This window comes from Enterobacter quasihormaechei, from assembly GCF_004331385.1.
Taxonomy (GTDB): domain Bacteria; phylum Pseudomonadota; class Gammaproteobacteria; order Enterobacterales; family Enterobacteriaceae; genus Enterobacter; species Enterobacter quasihormaechei.
The window spans coordinates 84,298-108,447 of record NZ_SJON01000001.1; the positions used below are offsets into that span (position 1 = coordinate 84,298).

At 57.6% G+C, this 24,150-nt stretch carries 22 protein-coding genes; 16 read left to right on the top strand and 6 right to left on the bottom strand.

What is annotated here, in order from left to right; translation table 11 throughout:
* Positions 1 to 52 precede the first annotated feature (52 nt).
* The 4 genes from proY (at position 53) to E0L16_RS00420 (ending at position 7,497) form a co-directional block, all read left to right on the top strand.
* Positions 53 to 1,426 carry a proline-specific permease ProY gene (proY, locus tag E0L16_RS00405; RefSeq protein ID WP_063451712.1) on the top strand — a complete coding sequence of 458 codons (1,374 nt, stop codon included), beginning with the start codon at positions 53 to 55 and terminating at the stop codon, positions 1,424 to 1,426.
* Between the two features lie 164 nt (positions 1,427 to 1,590).
* Entirely contained in the window at positions 1,591 to 3,408 is a 1,818-nt protein-coding gene (gene malZ / locus E0L16_RS00410) for a maltodextrin glucosidase (RefSeq protein ID WP_131636065.1), read from the top strand.
* A 91-nt stretch (positions 3,409 to 3,499) separates the two neighbouring features.
* A complete protein-coding gene (locus E0L16_RS00415) occupies positions 3,500 to 6,121 on the top strand; it encodes a DUF2339 domain-containing protein (RefSeq protein ID WP_131636066.1) in 2,622 nt (873 codons plus the stop codon).
* Positions 6,118 to 7,497, top strand: coding sequence for a DUF3999 domain-containing protein (locus E0L16_RS00420; RefSeq protein ID WP_131636067.1), 1,380 nt, complete (start codon positions 6,118 to 6,120; stop codon positions 7,495 to 7,497). The genes E0L16_RS00415 and E0L16_RS00420 overlap by 4 nt, the downstream gene beginning before the upstream one ends.
* 48 nt (positions 7,498 to 7,545) lie before the next feature.
* On the opposite strand, the gene E0L16_RS00425 is transcribed toward E0L16_RS00420, so the two are convergent.
* Together E0L16_RS00425 and acpH are read right to left on the bottom strand one after the other, a co-directional pair.
* On the bottom strand, positions 7,546 to 8,148 hold the full coding sequence (locus E0L16_RS00425) for a peroxiredoxin C (protein ID WP_003859113.1): 603 nt from the start codon (positions 8,146 to 8,148) through the stop codon (positions 7,546 to 7,548).
* A 127-nt stretch (positions 8,149 to 8,275) separates the two neighbouring features.
* Entirely contained in the window at positions 8,276 to 8,857 is a 582-nt protein-coding gene (acpH, locus tag E0L16_RS00430; RefSeq protein ID WP_063869087.1) for an ACP phosphodiesterase, read from the bottom strand.
* 92 nt (positions 8,858 to 8,949) lie between these two features.
* On the opposite strand from acpH, the gene queA reads away from it, so the two are divergent.
* The 7 genes from queA to E0L16_RS00465 all read left to right on the top strand — a co-directional run bounded on the left by queA (position 8,950) and on the right by E0L16_RS00465 (position 15,612).
* Entirely contained in the window at positions 8,950 to 10,020 is a 1,071-nt protein-coding gene (queA, locus tag E0L16_RS00435) for a tRNA preQ1(34) S-adenosylmethionine ribosyltransferase-isomerase QueA (RefSeq protein ID WP_131636068.1), read from the top strand.
* A gap of 53 nt (positions 10,021 to 10,073) precedes the next feature.
* Positions 10,074 to 11,201 carry a tRNA guanosine(34) transglycosylase Tgt gene (gene tgt, locus E0L16_RS00440; RefSeq protein ID WP_003859110.1) on the top strand — a complete coding sequence of 376 codons (1,128 nt, stop codon included), beginning with the start codon at positions 10,074 to 10,076 and terminating at the stop codon, positions 11,199 to 11,201.
* Between the two features lie 22 nt (positions 11,202 to 11,223).
* Entirely contained in the window at positions 11,224 to 11,556 is a 333-nt protein-coding gene (gene yajC, locus E0L16_RS00445) for a preprotein translocase subunit YajC (RefSeq protein WP_003859109.1), read from the top strand.
* Between the two features lie 27 nt (positions 11,557 to 11,583).
* On the top strand, positions 11,584 to 13,431 hold the full coding sequence (secD, locus tag E0L16_RS00450; RefSeq protein WP_003859106.1) for a protein translocase subunit SecD: 1,848 nt from the start codon (positions 11,584 to 11,586) through the stop codon (positions 13,429 to 13,431).
* A gap of 10 nt (positions 13,432 to 13,441) precedes the next feature.
* The gene (secF, locus tag E0L16_RS00455) at positions 13,442 to 14,413 is read left to right on the top strand and encodes a protein translocase subunit SecF (RefSeq protein ID WP_003859105.1); all 972 of its coding nucleotides are present in this window, start codon (positions 13,442 to 13,444) and stop codon (positions 14,411 to 14,413) included.
* A 142-nt stretch (positions 14,414 to 14,555) separates the two neighbouring features.
* Entirely contained in the window at positions 14,556 to 14,921 is a 366-nt protein-coding gene (locus tag E0L16_RS00460) for a VOC family protein (RefSeq protein ID WP_112791893.1), read from the top strand.
* A 10-nt stretch (positions 14,922 to 14,931) separates the two neighbouring features.
* The gene (locus E0L16_RS00465; protein ID WP_131636069.1) at positions 14,932 to 15,612 is read left to right on the top strand and encodes a helix-turn-helix transcriptional regulator; all 681 of its coding nucleotides are present in this window, start codon (positions 14,932 to 14,934) and stop codon (positions 15,610 to 15,612) included.
* Positions 15,613 to 15,700: 88 nt separating this feature from the next.
* Here the strand turns inward: E0L16_RS00465 and E0L16_RS00470 are convergent, their stop codons facing one another.
* Complete coding sequence (locus tag E0L16_RS00470) at positions 15,701 to 16,585, bottom strand: nucleoside-specific channel-forming protein Tsx (protein WP_131636070.1); 885 nt, start codon at positions 16,583 to 16,585, stop codon at positions 15,701 to 15,703.
* 268 nt (positions 16,586 to 16,853) lie between these two features.
* On the bottom strand, positions 16,854 to 17,393 hold the full coding sequence (locus tag E0L16_RS00475; protein ID WP_077221137.1) for a SadB/YajI family lipoprotein: 540 nt from the start codon (positions 17,391 to 17,393) through the stop codon (positions 16,854 to 16,856).
* 152 nt (positions 17,394 to 17,545) lie between these two features.
* Here E0L16_RS00475 and nrdR point away from each other — a divergent pair, with 152 nt between their 5' ends.
* The 5 genes from nrdR to thiL all read left to right on the top strand — a co-directional run bounded on the left by nrdR (position 17,546) and on the right by thiL (position 21,151).
* Positions 17,546 to 17,995 carry a transcriptional regulator NrdR gene (nrdR, locus tag E0L16_RS00480; RefSeq protein WP_003859099.1) on the top strand — a complete coding sequence of 150 codons (450 nt, stop codon included), beginning with the start codon at positions 17,546 to 17,548 and terminating at the stop codon, positions 17,993 to 17,995.
* A 4-nt stretch (positions 17,996 to 17,999) separates the two neighbouring features.
* Positions 18,000 to 19,103 (top strand): bifunctional diaminohydroxyphosphoribosylaminopyrimidine deaminase/5-amino-6-(5-phosphoribosylamino)uracil reductase RibD, encoded by a 1,104-nt coding sequence (ribD, locus tag E0L16_RS00485; RefSeq protein ID WP_131636071.1) that lies wholly within the window; start codon positions 18,000 to 18,002, stop codon positions 19,101 to 19,103.
* An 87-nt stretch (positions 19,104 to 19,190) separates the two neighbouring features.
* Positions 19,191 to 19,661: a 6,7-dimethyl-8-ribityllumazine synthase gene (gene ribH / locus E0L16_RS00490; protein WP_003859098.1), complete on the top strand. Its 471-nt coding sequence runs from the start codon at positions 19,191 to 19,193 to the stop codon at positions 19,659 to 19,661.
* Positions 19,662 to 19,682: 21 nt separating this feature from the next.
* Positions 19,683 to 20,102, top strand: coding sequence for a transcription antitermination factor NusB (nusB, locus tag E0L16_RS00495; protein WP_006809908.1), 420 nt, complete (start codon positions 19,683 to 19,685; stop codon positions 20,100 to 20,102).
* Positions 20,103 to 20,179: 77 nt separating this feature from the next.
* The gene (thiL, locus tag E0L16_RS00500; protein ID WP_112791896.1) at positions 20,180 to 21,151 is read left to right on the top strand and encodes a thiamine-phosphate kinase; all 972 of its coding nucleotides are present in this window, start codon (positions 20,180 to 20,182) and stop codon (positions 21,149 to 21,151) included.
* Between the two features lie 90 nt (positions 21,152 to 21,241).
* Here thiL and E0L16_RS00505 read toward each other — a convergent pair whose 3' ends face one another.
* Positions 21,242 to 22,216 carry an aldo/keto reductase gene (locus E0L16_RS00505; RefSeq protein WP_131636072.1) on the bottom strand — a complete coding sequence of 325 codons (975 nt, stop codon included), beginning with the start codon at positions 22,214 to 22,216 and terminating at the stop codon, positions 21,242 to 21,244.
* 62 nt (positions 22,217 to 22,278) lie between these two features.
* Positions 22,279 to 24,141, bottom strand: a complete 1,863-nt coding sequence (gene dxs, locus E0L16_RS00510) for a 1-deoxy-D-xylulose-5-phosphate synthase (RefSeq protein ID WP_131636073.1) — start codon at positions 24,139 to 24,141, stop codon at positions 22,279 to 22,281.
* Positions 24,142 to 24,150 lie beyond the last annotated feature (9 nt).

Sequence of the window (24,150 nt, forward strand, 5' to 3'; positions counted from 1 at the left end):
GCTTAAGGCCCCGTGGTTTTTTGTTTTTTTCGTGTTGAATGGCAAGATTTTAATGGAAAGCACTAACAAACTTAAACGTGGATTGAGCACCCGCCACATCCGCTTTATGGCGCTGGGCTCGGCTATCGGCACCGGTCTTTTTTATGGCTCGGCAGATGCCATCAAAATGGCCGGTCCAAGCGTTCTGCTGGCCTACATCATCGGCGGCGCCGCGGCTTATATCATCATGCGCGCGCTGGGTGAGATGTCGGTTCACAACCCGTCTGCCAGCTCGTTTTCACGCTACGCGCAGGAAAACCTGGGCCCGCTGGCCGGTTTTATCACCGGCTGGACCTACTGCTTCGAAATCCTGATTGTCGCGATTGCTGACGTAACGGCGTTTGGCATCTATATGGGGGTCTGGTTCCCCGCCGTGCCGCACTGGATCTGGGTGCTGAGCGTGGTACTGATCATCTGCGCCGTTAACCTGATGAGCGTGAAGGTGTTTGGCGAGCTGGAGTTCTGGTTCTCCTTCTTCAAGGTTGCGACCATTATCATCATGATCCTCGCCGGTTTCGGCATTATCATCTGGGGTATCGGCAACGGCGGGCAGCCAACCGGCATCCATAACCTGTGGAGCAACGGCGGCTTCTTCAGCAACGGCTGGCTTGGGATGGTCATGTCGCTTCAGATGGTCATGTTCGCCTATGGCGGTATCGAGATTATCGGCATTACCGCCGGGGAAGCGAAAGACCCTGAGAAGTCCATTCCGCGCGCCATTAACTCGGTGCCGATGCGCATCCTGGTGTTCTATGTGGGCACGCTGTTTGTGATTATGTCCATCTACCCGTGGAACCAGGTGGGCACCAACGGCAGCCCGTTTGTTCTGACCTTCCAGCATATGGGCATTGCGTTTGCGGCCAGTATTCTCAACTTTGTGGTGCTGACCGCCTCGCTGTCGGCCATCAACAGTGACGTGTTCGGCGTGGGCCGCATGCTGCACGGCATGGCGGAGCAGGGCAGCGCGCCGAAGGTGTTTGCCAAAACGTCGCGTCGCGGCACTCCGTGGGTAACGGTGCTGGTGATGACCGTGGCGCTGCTGTTCTCGGTCTACCTGAACTACATCATGCCGGAGAACGTCTTCCTGGTAATCGCGTCGCTGGCGACCTTCGCCACCGTGTGGGTGTGGATCATGATCCTGCTGTCGCAGATTGCGTTCCGTCGCCGCCTGTCGCCAGAAGAGGCCAAAGCGCTCAAGTTCAAAGTGCCGGGGGGCGTGCCAACGACCATCGTCGGCCTCATCTTCCTGGTCTTCATCATTGGCCTGATTGGTTATCACCCGGATACCCGTATCTCCCTGTACGTGGGCTTCGCGTGGATCGTCCTGCTGCTGGTGGGCTGGATGTTTAAATGCCGCCGCGACCGTCAGCTGGCGGAAGCAGAGTAAGATAAAAATGCCGGGTGGCGCTGCGCTTACCCGGCCTACACGCCCTTTTGCCCCGGCAAAAAGTCTCATCCCCCGTCCTCCTCCCCCAATAAATTCCGTCATGGTGAGCTAACCTTAACAACCCTGTGGCAAGGTGACGTCAATTTCATCAAAGGGGATTCGTGATGTTAAACGCCTGGCACCTTCCGGTTGCCCCATTTGTTAAGCAAAACAAAGACAACCTTGTGATTACGCTCTGGCTGGCGGGGGAAAATCAGCCTGAACGCGTGACGCTGCGCGCCGAAGTGGATAATGAAGAAACGTCGCTGAAAATGCACAAAGTGCGCAGCCAGCCGCAGCCGGGCATCACGGCGTGGCGGGCAAATATCGATTTGCGCAGCGGGCAGCCGCGACGCCGTTACGGCTTTAAGCTGCTGTGGAATAACCGTCAGCTGTGGTTTACCCCGCAGGGATTTAGCCGTTTTCCGCCCGCGCGCCTGGAGCAGTTTGCTGTGGACTGCCCCGATAGCGGCCCGCAGTGGGTTAACGATCAGGTCTTTTACCAGATTTTCCCGGACCGCTTTGCGCGTTCTGAAAAGCGCACCGCCGAGCAGGACAAGATCTACTACCATCATGCGGTCGGTCACGACATCATCCTGAAAAAATGGGATGAGCCGCTGACCGCCCAGGCGGGGGGATCGACCTTTTACGGCGGCGATCTCGACGGTATCAGCGAAAAACTGCCGTACCTGAAAACGCTCGGCGTGACGGCGCTCTACCTGAACCCGGTGTTTAAAGCGCCAAGCGTACACAAATACGATACTCAGGATTATCGCCACGTTGACGAGCAGTTTGGCGGTGACGAGGCGCTGCTGCGGCTGCGTCACAACACGCAAAAAGAAGGTATGCGTCTGATCCTCGATGGTGTGTTCAACCACAGCGGGGATTCTCACGGCTGGTTTGATCGTCACAATCAGTCGATGGGGGGCGCTTGCCATAATCCTGACTCACCGCAGCGTGACTGGTACAGTTTTGACGAGGAGGGTCGCGCTCTGGACTGGCTGGGCTACCCGAGCCTGCCGAAGCTTGATTTCCAGTCGCCCTCGCTGGTGAATGAGATCTACGGCGGGGAAGACAGCATCGTGCGCCACTGGCTCAAGGCGCCGTGGAATATGGACGGCTGGCGGCTGGACGTGGTGCATATGCTGGGGGAAGCGGGTGGGGCGCGAAATAATCTACAGCATGTCGCCGCCATTACCCGCTCGGCAAAAATGGCCCGCCCGGAGGCATTCGTTTTCGGGGAGCACTTTGGCGACGCGCGCCAGTGGTTGCAGGCAGATGCGGAAGACGCGGCGATGAACTATCGCGGCTTCACCTTCCCGCTGTGGGGGTTCCTCGCAAACACCGATATCTCTTACGATCCGCAGCATATTGACGCCGAAACCTGCATGGCGTGGATGGAGAACTATCGCGCCAGCCTTTCGCATCAGCAGCAGCTGCGGATGTTCAACCAGCTCGACAGCCACGATACCGCGCGCTTTAAGTCGCTGCTGGGTAAAGATGTGGCGCGCCTGCCGCTGGCGGTGACCTGGCTCTTCACCTGGCCGGGCGTACCCTGCATCTACTATGGCGATGAAGTCGGGCTGGACGGCAACAACGATCCGTTCTGCCGTAAAACCTTCCCGTGGGAGCCTGAAAAGCAGGATCAGGAGCTGTTCAGCCTGTACCAGCGCATGGCGACGCTGCGCAAGCAGAGCCAGGCCCTGCGCTACGGGGGCTGTCAGGTGATGTACGCCCACGATAACGTGGTGGTGTTTGTCCGCGTCTATAACCAGCAGCGCGTGCTGGTCGCAATCAACCGGGGCGAGGCGTGCGAAGTCGTGCTGGACAATTCCCCGCTGCTGGCCGGTAAAACGTGGAAGAGTAAAGAGGGCAAAGCGACGTTCCAGGAGAGCGTGCTCACGCTTCCCGCTATCTCTGCGGCGGTCTGGTTCGGCGGTTAACCGCAGGCAGAAGGGTTTTCACCTTTTAAGATGGCGCAAATGCAACTATTTGTGTCAATCTTAACGGATCGTTTACGGTGAAGGTGGAAACATGGACGAGCTTTACATCCTTGGCTGTTTGTTCCTGGTTTTTGCGCTGGTAGTGGCACCCGTGCTGGCGGTTATCGGCTTTAACCGAAGCACGGCGGCGAAGCAGGAGATCGCCCGGCTTCGCCAGCGCATTGAGGCGCTTGAGCAGCGTGGTGTGGCTGAAAAAGTGCCGGAGCCGGTGCAGGCCGTCACGCCGGTGGAGGAACCAGCGGCAGAGGCCGTTACCGCACCTGTCGATCCCTGGCGTCCCGAACCGCCCGTCACCGAAGCAAAACCTGCACCTGTACGGGCGACGAAACGGCCTTCTGCCTTTGGCGGCATTCTCTCCTCGCTGACGCGCTGGTTCATGCAGGGCAATCCGCTGGCGAAGCTGGGGATTGTGCTGCTCTTCCTGGGGCTCTCTTTCCTGCTGCGCTATACCGTTGAACATTCACTGTTCCCGCTTGAGCTGCGCCTTGCCGCCACGGCGCTGTTTGCCATGGTTCTGCTGGTCATTGGCTGGCGGCTGCGGCACAGGCAGCGTATCTATGCCCTTATTCTCCAGGGCGGGGCGACCGGCGTACTCTACCTGACCGTCTTTGGCGCATTCCGGCTGTGGCAGATGCTGCCGATGACCCTGGCGTTTGCGCTGCTGGTGGTGATTTGCGCGGCGAGCGTTGGGCTGGCCGTTCTGCAAAGGGCCCTGAGCCTTGCCATGCTGGCGAGCCTCGGCGGATATCTCGCCCCGCTGCTTCTGTCGACGGGCGGGGGAAGCTTTGTGGCGCTGTTCTCCTTCTATCTTCTGCTGTCCATCGGCATTCTCGTCATCAGCATCTGGCAGCACTGGCGCGAGCTCAATCTGCTCGGGCTGCTCTTTACGTTCGGCGTTGGCGGCTTGTGGGGGCTGAGCGACTACCAGCCTGAAGACTACGTCATCTGCCAACTGTTTCTGATCGCCAATACGCTGATTTTCGGCGTGTTTAGCGTGGCGCTGTCGCTGCGGGCGCAGGAAAAGGGCAAGCAGATTATTGACGGCGTACTGCTGTTTGCCCCGCCGCTGGTGGGGTTTGGGATGCAGTACGGCATGACCTCGCACTGGACGTACGGCCCGGCGCTCAGCGCGCTGGGCTACGGTGCGTTTTACCTCTCGCTGGCGTTTCTCGCGCTGCGGCGTTACCCCTCCATCGGACGACCGCTGGTTATGGCGGCGCTGGCGATTGGCGGCGGGTTTGCCACGCTTGCCATCCCGCTGGCGCTGTCGGCACGCTGGACGGCAATGGCCTGGGCGCTGGAAGGGCTGGGCATCCTGTGGCTGGGCGTACAACAGCAGCAGCGGCGCATGAGTTATAGCGGGACGGCGCTGCTGGTCCTGGCGCTCGGCAGCGCCATGTGGGCGCAGATGAACGGCGTCACATCGCTGAGCCTGCTGCTGATCTTCGCGGTGCTCAGCCTCTGCTGGCTGGCTGCGGCCTGGCTGTGGCGGAAAATCGCGCTGCCGGGCAGCTGGACGCTGCCGGGCAGCTGGACGCTGCTGGCCGGCGGGCTGCTGTTCTGGCTGGTGGCGCTGGTGGGCGCGTCGCAGCTGATCCTCAAGCCGGAGTTAGCGGTTCTGGCGGGCGTGCTGGCGCTGACGGCGGTGTCGGCCTGGGGCTGGCGGCAAATTGCCGCGCGTCTGGCATGGCGGGAGCTGGATGCCAGTAAATGGCTGCTGTGGCCGATGATGCTGCTGATGGTGCTGTATCAGGTCTCGCACCAGCAGATCCTGGCGGCCGGCTGGGCAAATCTGGCCTGGTGTATTGCGTTTCCTGCCGCCCTGATGCTGCTGCGGCGCGACGAAGAAAAACGTCTTCCACGCCTGTCGATGGGGCTGCACCTGTCGCTGTTGTGGATGATTTTGCTGACGCTGGGCGCTGAGCTTTACTGGTTTGCCCGCTCCCTGCCGTGGGGGATGGCGGCCTGGGGAAGCGGCATCGCCATGGCTGTTGGCGGTGGGGTGATTATGATGCTCTCCGCGGCCGTTCAGCATCGCGCGTGGCCGTTCCGGGTCTGGCCTGCACTCTATGCCTGTCTTAGCATGATACCGGTGGTTGTGGTGCTCCTGGTATTGCTGGTGATCACCAATTTCCAGGACGGCGTGGTCTATCGTCAGACCTGGCTGCCGCTGGTGAACCCGCTTGAGGAAGGGGCGGCGTTTGCCCTGCTGGGGCTGGTGGTCTTCTATCGGGCCGTGGATCGCTACTATCCGGCATCGCTTGCGCAGTCCCGACCGTGGCCCGCCGTTGCGCTGATGGCGCTTGGCTTCTGGTGGCTTAACGGCGCGCTGCTGCGCGCGCTGGCGTGGTACGGCGAGGTGGCCTGGAACATGGAATCATTGTGGCATTCGCGGCTTATTCAGACCACCTTTGCCCTGTTCTGGATGTTCTGCGCGCTGGTGGTGATGATCCGCGCCACCCGTCGGGCCTCCCGCCAGCAGTGGCTTGGCGGTGCGACGCTGCTGGGCGTGGTCATGCTCAAGCTGATGCTGGTGGACAGCGCGGGCGGAGGCGGCCTGGCGCGCGCCATCGCGTTTATTGGCGTGGCGATCCTGGTCCTGATTGTGGGCTATTTCTCGCCGCTACCGCCTAAAGCAGGAGAAGAAAAATGAAATGGATGAAAGCGGTTGTTTATGCGGCACTGCTGGCCCAGTCCGGTCCGGCGATAAGCGAGAGCGCACCGGCGGAATCCCCCCGGGATTATGCCTTCGGCCTGTCCCTTGATACCTCAACAGCGTCGCCGTGGTATCGGGTCACGCTGCCGTTGTCCGTTTACCAGCAGAGCACATCGCCCGATCTGCGCGACGTTCGCGTGTTTAATCAGGCGGGTGAGGCGGTTCCGTTCAGCCTGGTTACCACAACGCGTCCGCAGCCGGCACCGACCACAACGCCTCTGCGCCTTTTTGCGCTTAACGCCTCGCCGGGCGGGGAAGAAAACAACGGCGAGAAAATTATGCTGCGTGCCAGAAACGGCGTGGAAATTGTGCTGGAAGGGCAGACAGCAGCGGTGGCTGGACAACACTATCTGCTGACTCTGCCGGAAAACGCGGCTGAGGTTCCGCTCTCTCAGCTCCAGCTGATTTGGGATGCGCCGCAGGGCTCGTGGCAGGGGACCGCATCGGTCTATTACGGTGAGGATCTGAAAAACTGGTCAACCCTGCGCGAAGAGATGCCGCTGCTGGACGTGATGAGCGGGCAGGATCGCCTTAAGCTCGACCGCATCGATACCGATCTGGTGTTATCCCCTGAGGCGAATCGTTATCTGCTTCTGGTGCTGAACACGGGGCATTCTGCCCTGACGCTAACCGGCGTCAACGCCATTAACGCCCCTGCACAGGCGGAATCTGAACACATTAGCCTGGCGGGAGAGGGAGAGCGTGTATCCGAAAGCGAAGCCGTGTGGCGCTGGACGCATCCGCAACCCCTCAGTGCGATTGGCTTCATGCTGAATGGCGACGGCGTTCTCCCGGTAGAAATAGCCTGGCGGAGTTCGGACAAAGATCGGTGGCATACGCTGAAAAAAGAGGTGATCTACCAGCTTGGCGGTAAAACGTCTGAACCCGTTTCGCTTCCGGGCGGGCTGGTCGAGGCGGTGAAAATTAACGCCCTGAACGCGCGCCTGCCGGAGAACCTGCCGGTCGTGACCGGGCAACGCGTGCGCTACGATCTGGTGTTCAACGCGCAGGGAAGAGGGCCGTACCTGCTCGCGTGGGGGAACGGGGCCGCTAAACCGGCAAGCGTGGACATAGATATGCTGATCCCGTCCGGGCTGCGTAAGACCTACGATCTGGCAGCCCTGCCGATGGCCGATACGCTGGAGGCTGTCCCGCTGGGTGGCGAGGCGCGTTTAACCGCGACGTCTGCGGCAGAGCAGGAAAGCCGGATGAAAACGCTGATTGTCTGGGGCGTACTGATCGCCGGGGTATTGCTGCTTGCGGGGATGGCATGGCGAGTCTGGCGCGAGGTAAAAAAAGACGGCGCCGCATAAGGCATAAAAAAACCCGCGTATTCGCGGGTTTTTCGAAAACCGTGCCGATTACAGGCTGGATACGTTCTCAGACAGATATTTAGCTACGCCGTCTGGGGAAGCAGCCATACCTTCTTTACCTTTTTCCCACTGAGCCGGGCACACTTCACCGTGCTCTTCGTGGAACTGGAGCGCGTCAACCATGCGCAGCATTTCGTCGATGTTACGACCCAGCGGCAGATCGTTCACAACCTGATGACGAACGATGCCGTTTGCGTCGATCAGGAAAGAACCACGCAGTGCAACGCCAGCGTCCGGATGTTCGATACCGTAAGCCTGCTGGATTTCGCGTTTGATGTCCGCAACCATCGCGTATTTCACCGCACCGATGCCGCCGTTTTCGACAGGGGTGTTACGCCATGCGTTGTGTACAAATTCAGAGTCGAAGGAGACGCCAACCACTTCCACGCCACGCTTCTGGAATTCTTCGTAACGTTTGTCGAACGCGATCAGCTCAGACGGGCAAACGAAAGTGAAGTCCATTGGCCAGAAGAACAGAACGGTTGCTTTACCGTTGGTGTGCTGTTTGAAGTTGAAGTTTTCAACGATTTCACCGTTACCCAGAACTGCGGCAGCTGTAAAATCCGGGGCCGGACGAGTTACCAGAACCATATGATTCTCCTGTAGATACTAAGGTTATTTGGAACGCAACGCGGGCCAGTATAGAGACTGCGCGGGAATAAGACAAAGAGGTGGTAACAATCGTTCCACCAGTTTTTACCTATCAATCAAACCGGCATCACAGTTCTTTATTTTTTGCCTGCATCATCATACGCGGGTAGAACTGCCAGAAGCGGGTTTCCAGCGCATCGTAATGTTCATCCAGGTCATGCCATGAGTCGCGCAGCGCGTCCAGACGCGGGCGGCGGCTCGCCATGCCGTTCAGGACGTTCTGAATAAAATCCATCTCGCGGTATCGCTCCAGCCAGCGTTCAGACCACAGATAGTTATTCAGATTCACAAAGCGCGGCGGGGAGTCCGGCAAAATGATCGAGACCTGTGCGTGGGCGTAGCGCACAAACTCTGGCAGCGTCATGTCAGTCGACAGCTGTGACCAGTGGCGCGACAGGAAATGATCCCACATTACGTCGAGCGTGATTGGCGCCACGCGTCGCGTTTCGGGGCGGAACCAGGCTTTGGCTTCCGTTACTTCCGGCAGGTTATCGGTCAGCACGTCGATGCGGCGGTGCATAAAAATCCCGTCGACAACCTCGGGGGAATAGTCTTCCGCGGGGTTGCCGCGCACGAAATCGGCCAGCAAATTGCCGGAGAGGGAGCTGTCCGCGAGGTGAGCCAGATGCAGGTGAGCGAGAAAATTCATGCGTTTTATTTGTCCGGTGGCGGCTAGTTGTTGCAGCAAAAGGGCGCGAGCACTAGACTATGCCGCCTGTTTTTAAGTCACGAGTATACGTCATGCGCGTCGCCGATTTCTCCTTTGAACTACCTGAATCCCTGATTGCTCACTACCCCATGCCTGAGCGTAGCAGCTGTCGCTTGCTGTCACTGGACGGGCCAACGGGCGCGCTGACGCACGGTACTTTCACCGATCTGCTCGACAAGCTCAACCCTGGCGATCTGCTGGTCTTTAACAATACCCGCGTGATCCCGGCGCGCCTGTTTGGCCGTAAGGCCAGCGGCGGCAAGATTGAAGTGCTGGTCGAACGTATGCTCGATGATAAACGTATTCTGGCACATATTCGCGCCTCCAAGGCGCCGAAGCCGGGTGCTGAGCTGCTGCTGGGCGATGACGAGAGTATCAAAGCGACCATGACCGCGCGCCACGACGCGCTGTTCGAGGTGGCGTTCGACGACGAGCGCACGGTGCTTGATATCCTCAACAGCATCGGCCACATGCCGCTGCCGCCGTACATTGAGCGCCCGGACGAAGAGGCCGACCGCGAGCTGTATCAGACCGTCTACAGCCAGAAGCCTGGCGCGGTGGCGGCCCCGACCGCGGGCCTGCACTTTGATGAACCGCTGCTGGAAAAGCTGCGCGCCAAAGGCATTGAGATGGCCTTCGTGACGCTGCACGTCGGCGCGGGTACGTTCCAGCCGGTGCGCGTGGACAGCATTGAAGACCACATCATGCACTCGGAGTACGCCGAAGTGCCGCAGGAGGTTGTGGATGCGGTGCTGGCGGCGAAAGCGCGCGGCAGCCGCGTCGTGGCTGTCGGTACGACATCCGTGCGTTCCCTTGAGAGCGCCGCGCAGGCTGCGAAAAGCGAGTTGATTGAGCCGTTCTTTGGCGATACGCAGATCTTTATCTACCCGGGCTATCAGTACAACGTCATTGATGCGCTGGTGACCAACTTCCATCTGCCTGAATCTACATTGATTATGCTGGTGTCCGCGTTTGCGGGGTATCAGCATACGATGAATGCCTACAAGTCTGCGGTAGAACAAAAATATCGCTTTTTTAGCTACGGTGACGCGATGTTTATCACGTACAATCCGCAGGCTTTGAATGAGCGTGTCGGGGAATAAGTCCGCGGCACCGTATGACAACGTTGGACTGTTTTTCTGACGTCGGAGAAAAAATGAAATTTGAACTCGATACCACCGACGGTCGCGCGCGTCGCGGTCGCCTGGTGTTTGATCGCGGCGTGGTTGAAACCCCCGCGTTTATGCCTGTGGGCACCTACGGCACCGTAAAAGGGATGACGCCGGAAGAAGTTGAGGCCACGGGCGCACAGATTATCCTCGGCAACACCTTCCACCTGTGGCTGCGTCCGGGCCAGGAGATCATGAAGCTCCACGGCGATCTGCACGATTTCATGCAGTGGAAAGGCCCGATCCTGACCGACTCCGGCGGTTTCCAGGTCTTCAGCCTGGGCGATATCCGCAAGATCACAGAGCAGGGCGTACATTTCCGTAACCCGATCAACGGCGATCCGATCTTCCTCGATCCGGAAAAATCGATGGAGATTCAGTACGATCTCGGCTCCGATATCGTGATGATCTTCGACGAATGTACGCCATACCCGGCGGACTGGGACTATGCGAAACGCTCCATGGAGATGTCCCTGCGCTGGGCGAAGCGTAGCCGTGACCGTTTTGATTCCCTGCAAAACAAAAATGCGCTGTTCGGCATTATTCAGGGCAGCGTTTACGAAGATTTACGCGATATCTCCGTTAAAGGTCTGGTAGAGATAGGCTTTGATGGCTACGCTGTCGGCGGTTTGGCTGTGGGTGAGCCGAAGGAAGATATGCACCGCATTCTGGAGCATGTCTGCCCGCAAATCCCGGCGGATAAACCACGATACCTGATGGGGGTGGGTAAGCCAGAAGATCTGGTGGAAGGCGTACGTCGCGGCATTGATATGTTCGACTGCGTGATGCCTACCCGAAACGCACGTAACGGTCATCTGTTCGTTACCGATGGCGTGGTGAAAATCCGTAACGCGAAGCATAAGAGTGACACCAGCCCGCTCGATTCCGAGTGCGATTGCTATACCTGTCGCAATTATTCTCGCGCGTATCTGCATCATCTCGATCGTTGCAACGAGATTTTGGGCGCGCGTCTCAATACCATTCATAATCTTCGTTATTATCAGCGCTTAATGGCTGGTTTACGTAAGGCTATCGAAGAGGGTAAATTAGAGAGCTTCGTGACCGATTTCTACCAACGTCAGGGGCGGGATGTTCCACCGTTGAACGTTGATTAATTTTAATAATGAGGGAATTTGAATGAGCTTTTTTATTTCTGATGCGGTAGCAGCAACGGGCGCACCAGCGCAGGGCAGCCCGATGTCTCTGATTCTGATGCTGGTTGTGTTCGGTCTGATCTTCTACTTCATGATCCTGCGTCCACAGCAGAAGCGTACTAAAGAGCACAAAAACCTGATGAACTCCATCGCGAAAGGCGATGAAGTCCTGACCAATGGTGGCCTGGTAGGTCGCGTTACCAAAGTAGCGGAAAACGGCTACATTGCTATCGCCCTCAACGACACCACTGAAGTGGTTATCAAACGTGACTTCGTAGCTGCCGTTCTGCCGAAAGGCACCATGAAGGCGCTGTAATCCCAACTTTTCCCAAAGGGAACTGCCGTGTTAAACCGTTATCCTTTGTGGAAGTACATCATGCTGGTCGTCGTGATTATCGTCGGCCTGCTGTACGCGCTTCCCAACCTGTATGGTGAGGATCCGGCCGTTCAAATCACTGGCGCGCGCGGTGTCGCCGCCAGTGAGCAAACGCTGATCCAGGTCCAGAAAACGTTACAAGAAGAAAAAATTACCGCTAAGTCTGTGGCACTGGAAGAGGGCGCAATTCTTGCTCGCTTCGACACCACCGACACGCAGCTCCGCGCACGTGAAGCGCTGATGGGCGTGCTGGGTGATAAATACGTCGTGGCGCTTAACCTTGCTCCTGCAACCCCGCGCTGGCTGGCTGCGCTGAACGCAGAGCCAATGAAACTGGGTCTTGACCTGCGTGGTGGTGTTCACTTCCTGATGGAAGTGGATATGGATACCGCGCTCGGCAAGCTACAGGAACAGAATATCGACAGCCTGCGCAGCGATCTGCGCGATAAGGGCATTCCGTACACCACCGTACGCAAAGAAGATAACTACGGTATGAGCATCACGTTCCGCGACAGCGCGGCACGCGATCAGGCTGTGACTTATCTGTCTCAGCGTCACCGCGATCTGGTGATCACCTCTCAGGGCAGCAACCAGCTGCGTGCGGTCATGACCGACGCGCGTCTGAGTGAAGCGCGTGAATACGCCGTTCAGCAGAACATCAACATTCTGCGTAACCGTGTAAACCAGCTGGGCGTGGCTGAGCCACTGGTACAGCGTCAGGGTGCTGACCGTATCGTGGTTGAGCTGCCGGGTATCCAGGATACCGCGCGTGCGAAAGAGATTCTGGGTGCGACAGCAACCCTTGAGTTCCGTCTGGTGAATTCCAACGTCGACCAGGCTGCTGCGGCCTCAGGCCGTGTCCCGGGCGATTCCGAAGTGAAACAGACCCGCGAAGGCCAGCCGGTTGTGCTGTACAAACGCGTGATCCTGACCGGTGACCATATCACCGACTCCACTTCAAGCCAGGATGAGTACAACCAGCCGCAGGTGAATATCTCGCTTGATAGCGCTGGTGGCAACATCATGTCTAACTTCACTAAGGACAACATCGGCAAGCCGATGGCGACCCTGTTCGTGGAGTACAAAGACAGCGGTAAGAAAGACGCCAACGGCCGTGCGGTGCTGGTGAAAGAGGAAGAGGTGATCAACATCGCCAACATCCAGTCTCGTCTGGGTAACAGCTTCCGTATCACCGGTATCAGCAACCCGAACGAAGCGCGTCAGCTCTCTCTGCTGCTGCGTGCCGGTGCGCTGATTGCGCCAATTCAGATTGTTGAAGAACGTACCATCGGTCCAACCCTGGGTATGCAGAACATCAAACAGGGTCTGGAAGCGTGTCTGGCTGGCCTGGCGGTGTCCATCATCTTCATGATCTTCTTCTACAAGAAGTTCGGCCTGATTGCGACGTCTGCGCTGATTGCCAACCTGGTGCTGATCATCGGCATCATGTCCCTGCTGCCGGGGGCGACGCTAACCATGCCGGGTATCGCGGGTATCGTCCTGACCCTTGCGGTGGCGGTCGACGCCAACGTACTGATAAACGAACGTATCAAAGAAGAGCTGAGCAACGGTCGTTCTGTACAGCAGGCGATTGAAGAAGGCTACAAAGGGGCGTTCAGCTCCATCTTCGATGCGAACGTAACAACACTGATTAAGGTTCTTATCCTGTATGCAGTGGGTACTGGCGCGATCAAAGGCTTTGCGATTACTACCGGTATCGGTGTCGCAACGTCGATGTTTACCGCTATTGTCGGCACCCGTGCCATCGTGAACCTGCTGTACGGCGGCAAGCGCGTCAAAAAGCTGTCTATCTGAGGAGTGCGTTGTGGCACAGGAATATACTGTTGAACAATTGAACCACGGCCGTAAAGTCTGGGACTTTATGCGCTGGGACTACTGGGCCTTCGGCATTTCAGGTTTTCTGCTGATTTTGTCCATCGTCATTATGGGCGTGAAAGGCTTTAACTGGGGACTGGACTTCACCGGTGGTACGGTGATCGAAATTACCCTGGAAAAACCGGTCGATATGGACCAGATGCGTGAGTCTCTGCAAAAGGCGGGCTTTGAAGAGCCGCTGCTCCAGAACTTTGGCAGCAGCCGCGACATCATGGTGCGTATGCCTCCGGTACACGATGCCAACGGCAGCCAGGAGCTGGGCAGCAAGGTCGTTCAGGTTATTAACGAAACGACCAGCCAGGACGCGACGGTTAAGCGTATTGAGTTCGTCGGCCCGAGCGTCGGTGCAGACCTGGCGCAGACCGGTGCGATGGCGCTGCTGGTGGCGCTGATCTCGATCCTGATTTACGTCGGTTTCCGCTTTGAGTGGCGACTGGCGGCAGGCGTGGTTATCGCCCTGGCGCACGACGTGGTGATCACCATGGGCATACTGTCTCTGTTCCACATTGAGATTGACCTGACAATTGTGGCATCCCTGATGTCCGTTATCGGTTACTCACTGAACGACAGTATCGTGGTATCTGACCGTATTCGTGAAAACTTCCGTAAGATCCGTCGCGGTACGCCGTACGAAATCTTTAACGTGTCGTTGACCCAGACGCTGCACCGTACGTTGATCACCTCCGGTACCACCCTGATGGTGATCCTGATGCTGTTCCTGTTCGGTGGCCCGGTGCTGGAAGGCTTCTCGCTGACCATGCTGATCGGTGTGTCTATCGGTACGGCCTCGTCTATCTACGTGGCGTCCGCGCTGGCGCTGAAGCTGGGCATGAAGCGCGAGCATCTGATCCAGCAGAAAGTCGAGAAAGAAGGGGCGGATCAGCCGTCTATTCTGCCGTAAGCGAACGTCTTACGCGGCATCGAAATCCCGGCCTGTTGGCCGGGATTTTTTTTGTCTGCATCTCACAAACACTCCTGACAGTATGCTGTCAGGAGCCCTGTCGTAGACTCCTTCTCAACCCTAACAACAGGCAGGAGGACGTATGAAAAGTGTTATTAACTGGTTTGAAATTCCGGTCGCCAATATGGATCGCGCCATCAAATTTTATGAGTCGGTGATGCAGGTCGCGCTGCGGCGCGAGAAGATGGACGTGGCTGATCTGGCGATTTTCCCGCACGAGGATCCGGCCACGGGCGGCGCGCTGGCGAAATTTGACGGCGTTACACCGTCTTCGCAGGGCGCTATTATTTACCTGCATACTGCTAATCTGGCGGCCACGCTCGATCGTATTGCTTCTGCGGGCGGTGAGTGCGTGTTTGGCCCGCTGGAACTGCCGCAAGGCATTGGCACTATAGCCCTGTTTACCGACAGCGAAGGTAATCGCGTCGGCCTCCATCAACCGGTATGAGAGTAAACCGATGACCCGACGCGCTGACCGTTTGTTCCAGATTGTGCAGATCCTTCGGGGCAGGCGTCTGACAACGGCAGCGCATCTGGCGGAAAGGCTTGGCGTGTCCGAGCGCACGGTGTACCGCGATATCCGCGACCTGTCGCTTTCCGGCGTGCCGGTGGAAGGCGAGGCGGGAAGCGGATATCGGCTGATGTCGGGTTTTGATTTACCCCCGCTGATGCTGACCAACAAAGAGTCCGAGGCGCTGATGGTGGCGATTCGCCTGCTCAAAACCTGGGGCGGGGAATCGCTGTCGCGCGAGCTGGAGTCGGCCCAGGAAAAAGTGCTGGCGATCCTGTCAGAAGAGAGCCGCCGCAAAGCTGAGCAGACGCGGATTTACGCGCCGGATATTGCCCTTCAGCCACATTCCCGTAGTGGTTTCGACGTGATCCATCAGGCGATTTCCGCACAGCGCATGCTGGCACTGCATTATCGTGATGAGGCTGGGCAGCTCTCAAAGCGCGAGGTTCAGCCGCTGGGCTTGTTCTTCTGGGGAGAGCGCTGGCTGCTGGCGGCGTGGTGTGAACGGCGCGCTGACTATCGCTGTTTCCGGCTCGACCGATGCCTCAATATTGTGCAGACGGAGAGGCGGTTTAGCGAAAATGCGGACAGGTCATTGGCAGATTTTTTACGCAAGGTGAGGCAGTAAAAAGCCGGGTGGCGGCTACGCCTTACCCGGCCTACATTCGGATCGTAGGCCCGGTAAGCGTAGCGCCACCGGGCGGAATCCGCACTGATTAGAAGTTGTAACCCACCACCAGGTAACCACCCCAACCGGTAGAACGCACGCTGAAGTCGCCGTTGCCGAAGTTCAGGCTGGCGTCGTCGTTCCACTGACCGCCGTTGTGCCAGTAACGCGCAACAACAGAGTAGTGCCAGTGATCGTAGTTCAGCGCCAGGATGTGACTGGAGGCGATGGAGTCATTGGTGCGCGCCTTCTTGCCGTTCAGATCGCGGAAGTCGTTGTCGCCCAGGTCGGAACCCCAGTCAAAGTTGGTGAAGCCGATGTAGCTCAGGTTACCGCCCCACAGCTGGGTGATTGGCACAAAGTATTTCACTTTGAAACGGTAGCCGTCCCATTCGTTTTCGTTCGCGGCACCGTAGTTCTGCCACTGGTATTTTGCGTACACATTCATGGACAGGCTCATTGGCAGGCCAGTCTCAATGTCGGTGCCCAGACCCATATACCAGGTGCTCTGACGACCGGACTTGTTGCGGCCCATGTCGTAGATGTAGTTGTTTGCGAAATACCACTCTTTGAACGGACCAAACGCCAGGCTGGTGCCGGTCAGCTTGTCGATGGAGAAGCGCGGCTCGATCTCCATGAACAGAGGGGAACCATGGTTCCAGATACCTTTCGCGTCGGTGTTACCACCGAAGAAGACCGGGGCATCCATGTAGCCGTAGAAATCAAACCAGTCTTTTTTAGCGAACGCTTCGTACTCAAGGTAGGTATCGTTACGGATCTGCGGTCCGAAACGGGTGTGGTAACTGCCCACAACGTTAACGCTCTGATGCCACCAGTCAGAAACATATTCTGGCTTGTTATTCTCCGCAGCGTTAGCCGTGAAAGAGGAGGAGAGTGCCAGAACTGCACCGGCTGCGAGTAATGTTTTTTTCATAATCATGCCACTGATTGAAATTCCCTTCCGGGAGTGAAAAATGCGCGAATTGCGTTTCTAAATATTTCGTGTTTCTGCGGAGCCTATTATAGGAATCCTTGCTCACAAAAATATGTGGTGTTTCACATATCTCTCACATACGTAATCGATTGCGTTCACGTTTGCGTACTTTAGACGGGCGGGATTGTAGCGGCAATCATTTATGTTGCCAATCCATACGAAATGTAAATGTTAGCGGAGTGACATTTCACTCCGCTAGAAGGGGAGGTTATTGCGCGGCGGGTTGAATGTCGTGAATGCGGATAAAGCCTAACTGTTCCGGCGTCAGGCCGCTCAGCTGAACCGGGATGTCCACGTCGCTTGGTGCCAGCGTGCTGGCGGGGGCGGTGAAAAGCTGGTTCTTCACGTTCACTTCCTGATAATTCTCGGTAGTGCCCTGGATCTGTCCCCACTCCACGGTGCCGGTAAAGGCCGGAAGCGGATCGTTGGACTCACCCTGGATACGCAATGTTGCGCGCGTACCATCCGCATTGGCTGCAACATTCACCAGAGACATTTTTAGCATGCCAATCTGGCTGTTGAGTCGGGCAGGCGTATTAGCCCCTGGCAACAGATAAACGCCATTGCTGGATTTGGCATTCAGCGCGTTCTGCTGGGTGATTTTTACGGTTTCCTGGTTAAGTTTGTTCATCGCCACGTTGAGCGTATTCACGCTTTGTTTCATCTCGCGGACTTCACTTTGCTGTGCGCAGGCGCTGAGCGTGAACAGACTCCCCACCAGCACGATTTTCAGGTAACGTCTTGTCATTGCGTTTAATTCCTTGAAATCACAGAGTGCTGCAATGGTAGACAGGATAGTGCCGCCAGGCATAGATCCTTTGTCTCAAAAAGCTCTTCCTTTGTTGTCGGGCCAGTTCAGGGTAAAATAGAAATCAGTTAACCAGATAACAGGGACATCGTATGCATTGCCCATTTTGCTCCGCCGTGGATACCAAAGTCATCGACTCACGTCTTGTAGGCGAAGGGTCTTCCGTGCGCCGTCGCCGGCAGTGTCTGGTGTGCAACGAGCGTTTTACCACCTTCGAGGTGGCAGAGCTGGTTATGCCGCGCGTGGTAAAAAGTAACGATGTGCGCGAACCGTTCAATGAAGAAAAACTGCGCAGCGGGATGCTCAAGGCGCTGGAAAAACGGCCCGTCAGCTCCGATGACGTCGAAATGGCGTTAAACCACATTAAATCTTATCTGCGCGGGTTAGGCGAGCGCGAAGTGCCGAGCAAAATGATTGGTAATCTGGTGATGGAACAGCTGAAAAAGCTCGATAAAGTCGCCTACATTCGCTTCGCCTCCGTTTACCGCAGCTTTGAAGACATCAAAGAGTTTGGCGAAGAGATCGCCCGCTTACAGGATTAAGCCCATGCACGACGAGATGTACATGGCGCGAGCCATGAAGCTGGCGCAGCGCGGTCGGTTTACCACTCACCCTAACCCCAACGTCGGGTGCGTCATTGTTAAAGATGGCGAGATTGTGGGGGAAGGTTTTCACTACCGCGCAGGCGAGCCACATGCTGAAGTGCATGCCCTGCGTATGGCGGGGGAGAAAGCGCGAGGCGCGACGGCCTACGTGACGCTGGAGCCATGCAGCCACCACGGGCGCACGCCGCCGTGCTGTGAAGCGCTGATTGCGGCAGGGGTTTCGCGCGTGGTCGCCGCTATGCAGGATCCTAACCCGCAGGTGGCGGGCCGCGGCCTTTATCGTCTGCAACAGGAAGGGATCGACGTCAGCCACGGCCTGATGATGCAGGATGCGGAAGCCATCAACAAAGGCTTCCTGAAGCGCATGCGCACCGGCTTCCCGTTTATTCAGCTTAAGCTGGGTGCCTCACTGGATGGCCGCACGGCGATGGCCAACGGCGAGAGCCAGTGGATCACGTCCCCACAGGCAAGGCGCGATGTGCAACGTCTGCGCGCGCAAAGCCATGCTATTCTCACCAGCAGTGAAACGGTGCTGGCTGACGATCCGGCGATGACCGTGCGCTGGGATGAGCTGAATGCGGATACCCAGGCGCTCTACCCGCAGGAGAACCTGCGCCAGCCGCTGCGCATTATTATTGATAGCCAGAACCGCGTGACGCCGGAGCACCGCATCGTGCAGCAGCCGGGTGAAACCTGGATTGCGCGCACGAAGGAAGATACGCGCGAGTGGCCGGAAGGCGTGCGCAGCATTATGGTGCCGGAGCATAACGGCCATCTGGATCTCGTGGTGCTGATGATGTTGCTCGGCAAACAGCAGTTCAACAGCATCTGGGTCGAAGCCGGGCCGACGCTCGCCGGCGCGCTGCTCCAGGCGGGGCTGGTGGATGAGCTTCTCGTCTACGTTGCGCCTAAACTGTTAGGTAACGACGCCCGCGGCCTGTTTGTGCTGCCCGGCCTTGAAAAACTGGCCGATGCGCCGCAACTTTCATTCAGCGAGATTCGTCCGGTGGGTCCGGATGTCTGCCTCCATTTAACGACAGCGTAATTGCTCCCGAAATAGGGAAGCAGTGCGCAAAGTATTATGATAAAATCCGCCCCCCTGCGGGGCCAAATGAACCCGTAAAGGAAGAGTATGAACATTATTGAAGCTGCTGTAGCTACCCCGGACGCTCGCGTCGCCATCACCATTGCGCGTTTCAACAACTTCATCAACGATAGCCTGCTGGAAGGTGCGGTTGACGCCCTGAAACGTATCGGCCAGGTTAAAGATGACAATATTACCGTCGTTTGGGTACCAGGTGCTTATGAACTGCCACTGGCAGCAGGCGCGCTGGCGAAAACCGGTAAATACGACGCGGTGATTGCGCTGGGTACCGTTATTCGTGGCGGCACTGCGCACTTCGAATACGTTGCGGGCGGTGCAAGCAACGGTCTGGCGCACGTTGCGCAGGATGCTGAAATTCCTGTCGCGTTCGGCGTATTGACCACCGAAAGTATTGAACAAGCCATCGAACGTGCTGGCACCAAAGCCGGTAACAAAGGTGCAGAAGCTGCACTGACCGCGCTTGAAATGATCAATGTATTGAAAGCCATTAAGGCCTGATTTTTTTGTAAGGGGAATTCCGTGAAACCTGCTGCTCGTCGCCGCGCTCGTGAATGTGCCGTTCAGGCGCTTTACTCCTGGCAGTTGTCCCAGAACGACATCGCTGATGTTGAATACCAGTTCCTGTCAGAACAGGACGTGAAAGACGTTGACGTTCTGTACTTCCGTGAACTGCTGTCGGGAGTGGCGACTAATAGCGCGTATCTCGATGGCCTGATGAAGCCATACCTGTCCCGTCTGCTCGAAGAGCTGGGCCAGGTGGAAAAAGCAGTGTTGCGTATCGCGCTGTTTGAGCTGTCTAAACGTGATGATGTGCCGTACAAAGTGGCCATCAACGAAGCGATCGAACTGGCGAAAACCTTCGGTGCTGAAGACAGCCACAAGTTTGTAAACGGCGTACTTGATAAAGCCGCACCTGCGATCCGTCCCCACAAAAAGTGATCCGCAAACCGGAGTCCTGCATTGCCGAAACGGCAGTGCGGCTCCGGTTTTTTCTTTTATTTGCTGAGGCATAACGTATGGCATGCGGCGAATTCTCCCTGATTGCCCGTTATTTCGACCGTGTCAGAACCTCTCGTCTTGATGTTGAAACCGGCATTGGCGATGACTGTGCACTTCTCAATGTTCCCGAAAAACAGACGCTGGCAATCAGCACCGACACCTTAGTATGTGGGCGTCACTTCCTGCCCGATATCGATCCTGCTGACCTGGCGTATAAGGCGCTGGCGGTCAACGTCAGCGATCTGGCGGCAATGGGTGCCGACCCGGCCTGGCTGACGCTGGCCCTGACGCTGCCGGAGGTGGATGAAGCATGGCTTGAAGCGTTCAGCGATGCGCTGTTTGAGCAGCTGAACTATTACGATATGCAGCTGATTGGCGGTGACACCACTGCGGGTCCGCTATCGATGACCCTGGCCATTCACGGTTATGTGCCTGCCGGGCGCGCGCTCAAGCGCTCGGGCGCAAAACCGGGAGACTGGATCTACGTGACCGGCACGCCGGGAGATAGCGCGGCAGGTCTGGCGATCCTTCAGAACCGTTTAGCGGTTGAAGATGCGGACGATGCGGCGTACCTGGTGAAGCGTCACCTGCGGCCAACGCCGCGTATTCTGCACGGTCAGGCGCTGCGCGAGCGGGCCAGTTCGGCTATCGACCTGTCTGATGGGCTGATCTCCGATCTTGGTCATATCCTGAAAGCCAGCGGCGTGGGCGCACGTATCGATCTGGATCTGTTCCCGCTGTCAGAGCAGTTGCGTCGTCATGCCGAGCCTGAACAGGCGCTGCGCTGGGCGTTATCCGGTGGGGAAGATTATGAGCTGTGCTTTACCGTTCCCGAACTGAATCGCGGGACGCTGGACGTGGCGTTAGCGCATCTGGGAGCGAAATTTACCTGCATTGGGCAGGTGATGCCGGAGAGCGAAGGGCTACTATTTGTCCGTGATGGTGCCCCGGTTACGCTTGACTGGAAAGGGTACGATCATTTTGGGTGAGTGTTTTGCCGGGTGGCGGCTTCGCCTTACCCGGCCTACGATCGCACTCTATTTGTAGGCCGGGTAGGCGTAGCGCCACCCGGCAAGTGTTTACTTAAACCCCACCACCGGATGCTGCTGATACGGCGTCTCCAGCTCGGCAACCTGCTCCGGGGTCAGCGATAAATCCACCGCGCTTAACAACTCATCCAGCTGTTCTTCCCGCGATGTACCAATAATCGGTGCGGCGACACCCCGCTTGCCCAGCAGCCACGCCAGCGCCACCTGCGCGCGCGTTGCGCCGATATCGTCGGCGATCCCGGCTAAACGTTCGGCAATCAGCGCATCGCTGGCTTCCGTGCTGTCGTACAGATTTTTACCCACTTCATCCGATACCAGCCGTGCCGTGGTTTCTCCCCACGGACGGGTTAAGCGTCCGCGCGCCAGCGGGCTCCACGGGATCACCGCCACGCCTTCCTGGTCGCAGAGCGGCAGCATCTCGCGTTCTTCTTCCCGGTAAATCAGGTTGTAGTGATCCTGCATGGTGGCAAAGCGCGCCCAGCCGTGCTGCGCCTGGAGATCGAGCGCCTGAGCAAACTGCGACGCGTGCATGGACGACGCGCCGATATAGCGCGCTTTACCCGCTTTCACGACATCGTTCAGCGCTTCAAGCGTCTCTTCAATCGGCGTATTGTAATCCCAGCGGTGGATTTGCAGCAGGTCGACGTAATCCATGTTCAGGCGTCTGAGGCTGTCATCGATGGAACGGAGGATCTGCGCGCGAGAAAGGCCTTCAGTCAGCTCGCCTGACGGGTAGTAAACCTTGGTGGCGACCACAATCTCATCCCGACGGGCAAAATCACGCAGGGCGCGGCCCACAATCTCTTCGCTGCTGCCGTCAGAGTAGCTGTTGGCGGTATCGAAGAAGTTGATGCCGCCGTCTATGGCGCGCTTGATGATAGGGCGGCTGCTCTCTTCCGGCAGCGTCCAGGCGTGATTTCCCCGGTCAGGCTCGCCAAAGGTCATGCAGCCCAGGCAAAGCCGGGACACCCTGAGGTCCGTTTTTCCTAATGTCGTGTATTGCATGGTTCCGCTCCTGCTGTTTAAACAATACGTTTAAGCATAGCAGGAGCAGAAAAGGGGAGGGATCAGGCCAGCCAGCTGCGGATTCTGGCTTCGATACCGGCGGCGTCCAGGCCGATATCGGCACGCGCCTCGTCCTGAGTACCTTGCGGGATAAAGTGGTCCGGCAGGCCGAGATTCAGCACCGGAACCCATTTACGGTTCGCCATCAGCACTTCATTCACGCCGCTACCCGCGCCACCCATGATGGCGTTCTCTTCCAGCGTGACCAGCACGTCATGGCTTTCCGCCATGCTCAGAATCAGAGATTCATCGAGCGGCTTCACAAAGCGCATATCCACCAGCGTCGCGTTCAGGGTTTCAGCAACTTTTGCCGCTTCCGGCATCAGCGTACCAAAGTTCAGGATCGCCACTTTTTCGCCGCGACGTTTCACCAGACCTTTACCGATGTCCAGCTTTTCCAGCGGCTGAAGTTCAACGCCAAGGGCATTGCCGCGCGGATAACGTACCGCGCAGGGGCCGTCCTGATAGTGGTAGCCGGTATACAGCATCTGACGACACTCGTTTTCGTCGCTTGGCGTCATGATGACCATGTCCGGGATGCAGCGCAGGAAGGAGAGATCAAACGCCCCCTGGTGCGTCTGGCCGTCGGCCCCCACGATGCCCGCGCGGTCGATAGCAAACAGCACCGGCAGCTTCTGGATGGCAACGTCATGGATCACCTGATCGTAGGCGCGTTGCAGGAAGGTGGAGTAAATCGCCACCACCGGCTTGTAGCCGCCAATCGCCAGCCCTGCCGCGAAGGTAACCGCGTGCTGCTCGGCGATGGCGACGTCGAAATACTGGTCCGGGTATTTTTTGGAGAACTCGACCATACCGGAGCCTTCACGCATGGCAGGCGTGACCGCCATCAGCTTGTTATCTTTTGCCGCCGTTTCGCACAGCCAGTCGCCAAAGATTTTTGAGTAGCTCGGCATTCCGCCGCTGCTTTTCGGCAGGCAGCCGCTGGTATGGTCAAATTTGGGCACCGCGTGGAAGGTGATCGGATCTTTTTCCGCTGGTTCGTAGCCACGCCCTTTTTTGGTCATGATGTGCAGGAACTGCGGGCCTTTCAGATCGCGCATGTTTTTCAGCGTGGTCACCAGACCCAGCACATCGTGCCCGTCCACCGGGCCGATATAGTTAAAGCCCAGCTCTTCGAACAGCGTACCCGGCACGACCATGCCTTTGATGTGTTCTTCGGTACGCTTGAGCAGCTCTTTGATCGGCGGCACGCCGGAGAAAACTTTTTTCCCGCCTTCCCGCAGGGAGGAATAAAGCTTGCCGGAAAGCAGCTGCGCCAGATGGTTATTCAGCGCGCCGACGTTTTCGGAGATCGACATTTCGTTATCGTTGAGGATAACCAGCATGTCCGGCTTGATATCGCCCGCGTGGTTCATGGCTTCAAAAGCCATCCCGGCGGTGATCGCCCCGTCGCCAATGACGCAGACGGTACGGCGTTGCTTATTCTCTTTTTCGGCGGCAACGGCAATCCCGATGCCCGCGGAAATGGAGGTGGAGGAATGACCGACGCTTAACACGTCAAACTCGCTCTCGCCGCGCCACGGGAACGGATGCAGGCCACCCTTCTGGCGAATGGTGCCAATTTGATCGCGACGTCCGGTCAGAATTTTGTGCGGATAGGCCTGGTGGCCCACATCCCAGATCAGCTGATCGAACGGCGTGTTATAGACGTAATGCAACGCCACGGTCAGCTCAACCGTGCCAAGCCCGGAGGCGAAGTGGCCGCTGGAGCGGCTAACGCTGTCGAGCAGGTAGCGACGCAGCTCGTCACACAGCTTCGGCAGACTCTCTTTCGGCAACAGACGTAACTCCTGAGTGGAGTCAACTAACGCCAGTGTCGGGTATTTGGCAATATCAAAACTCATCAAAGGCTC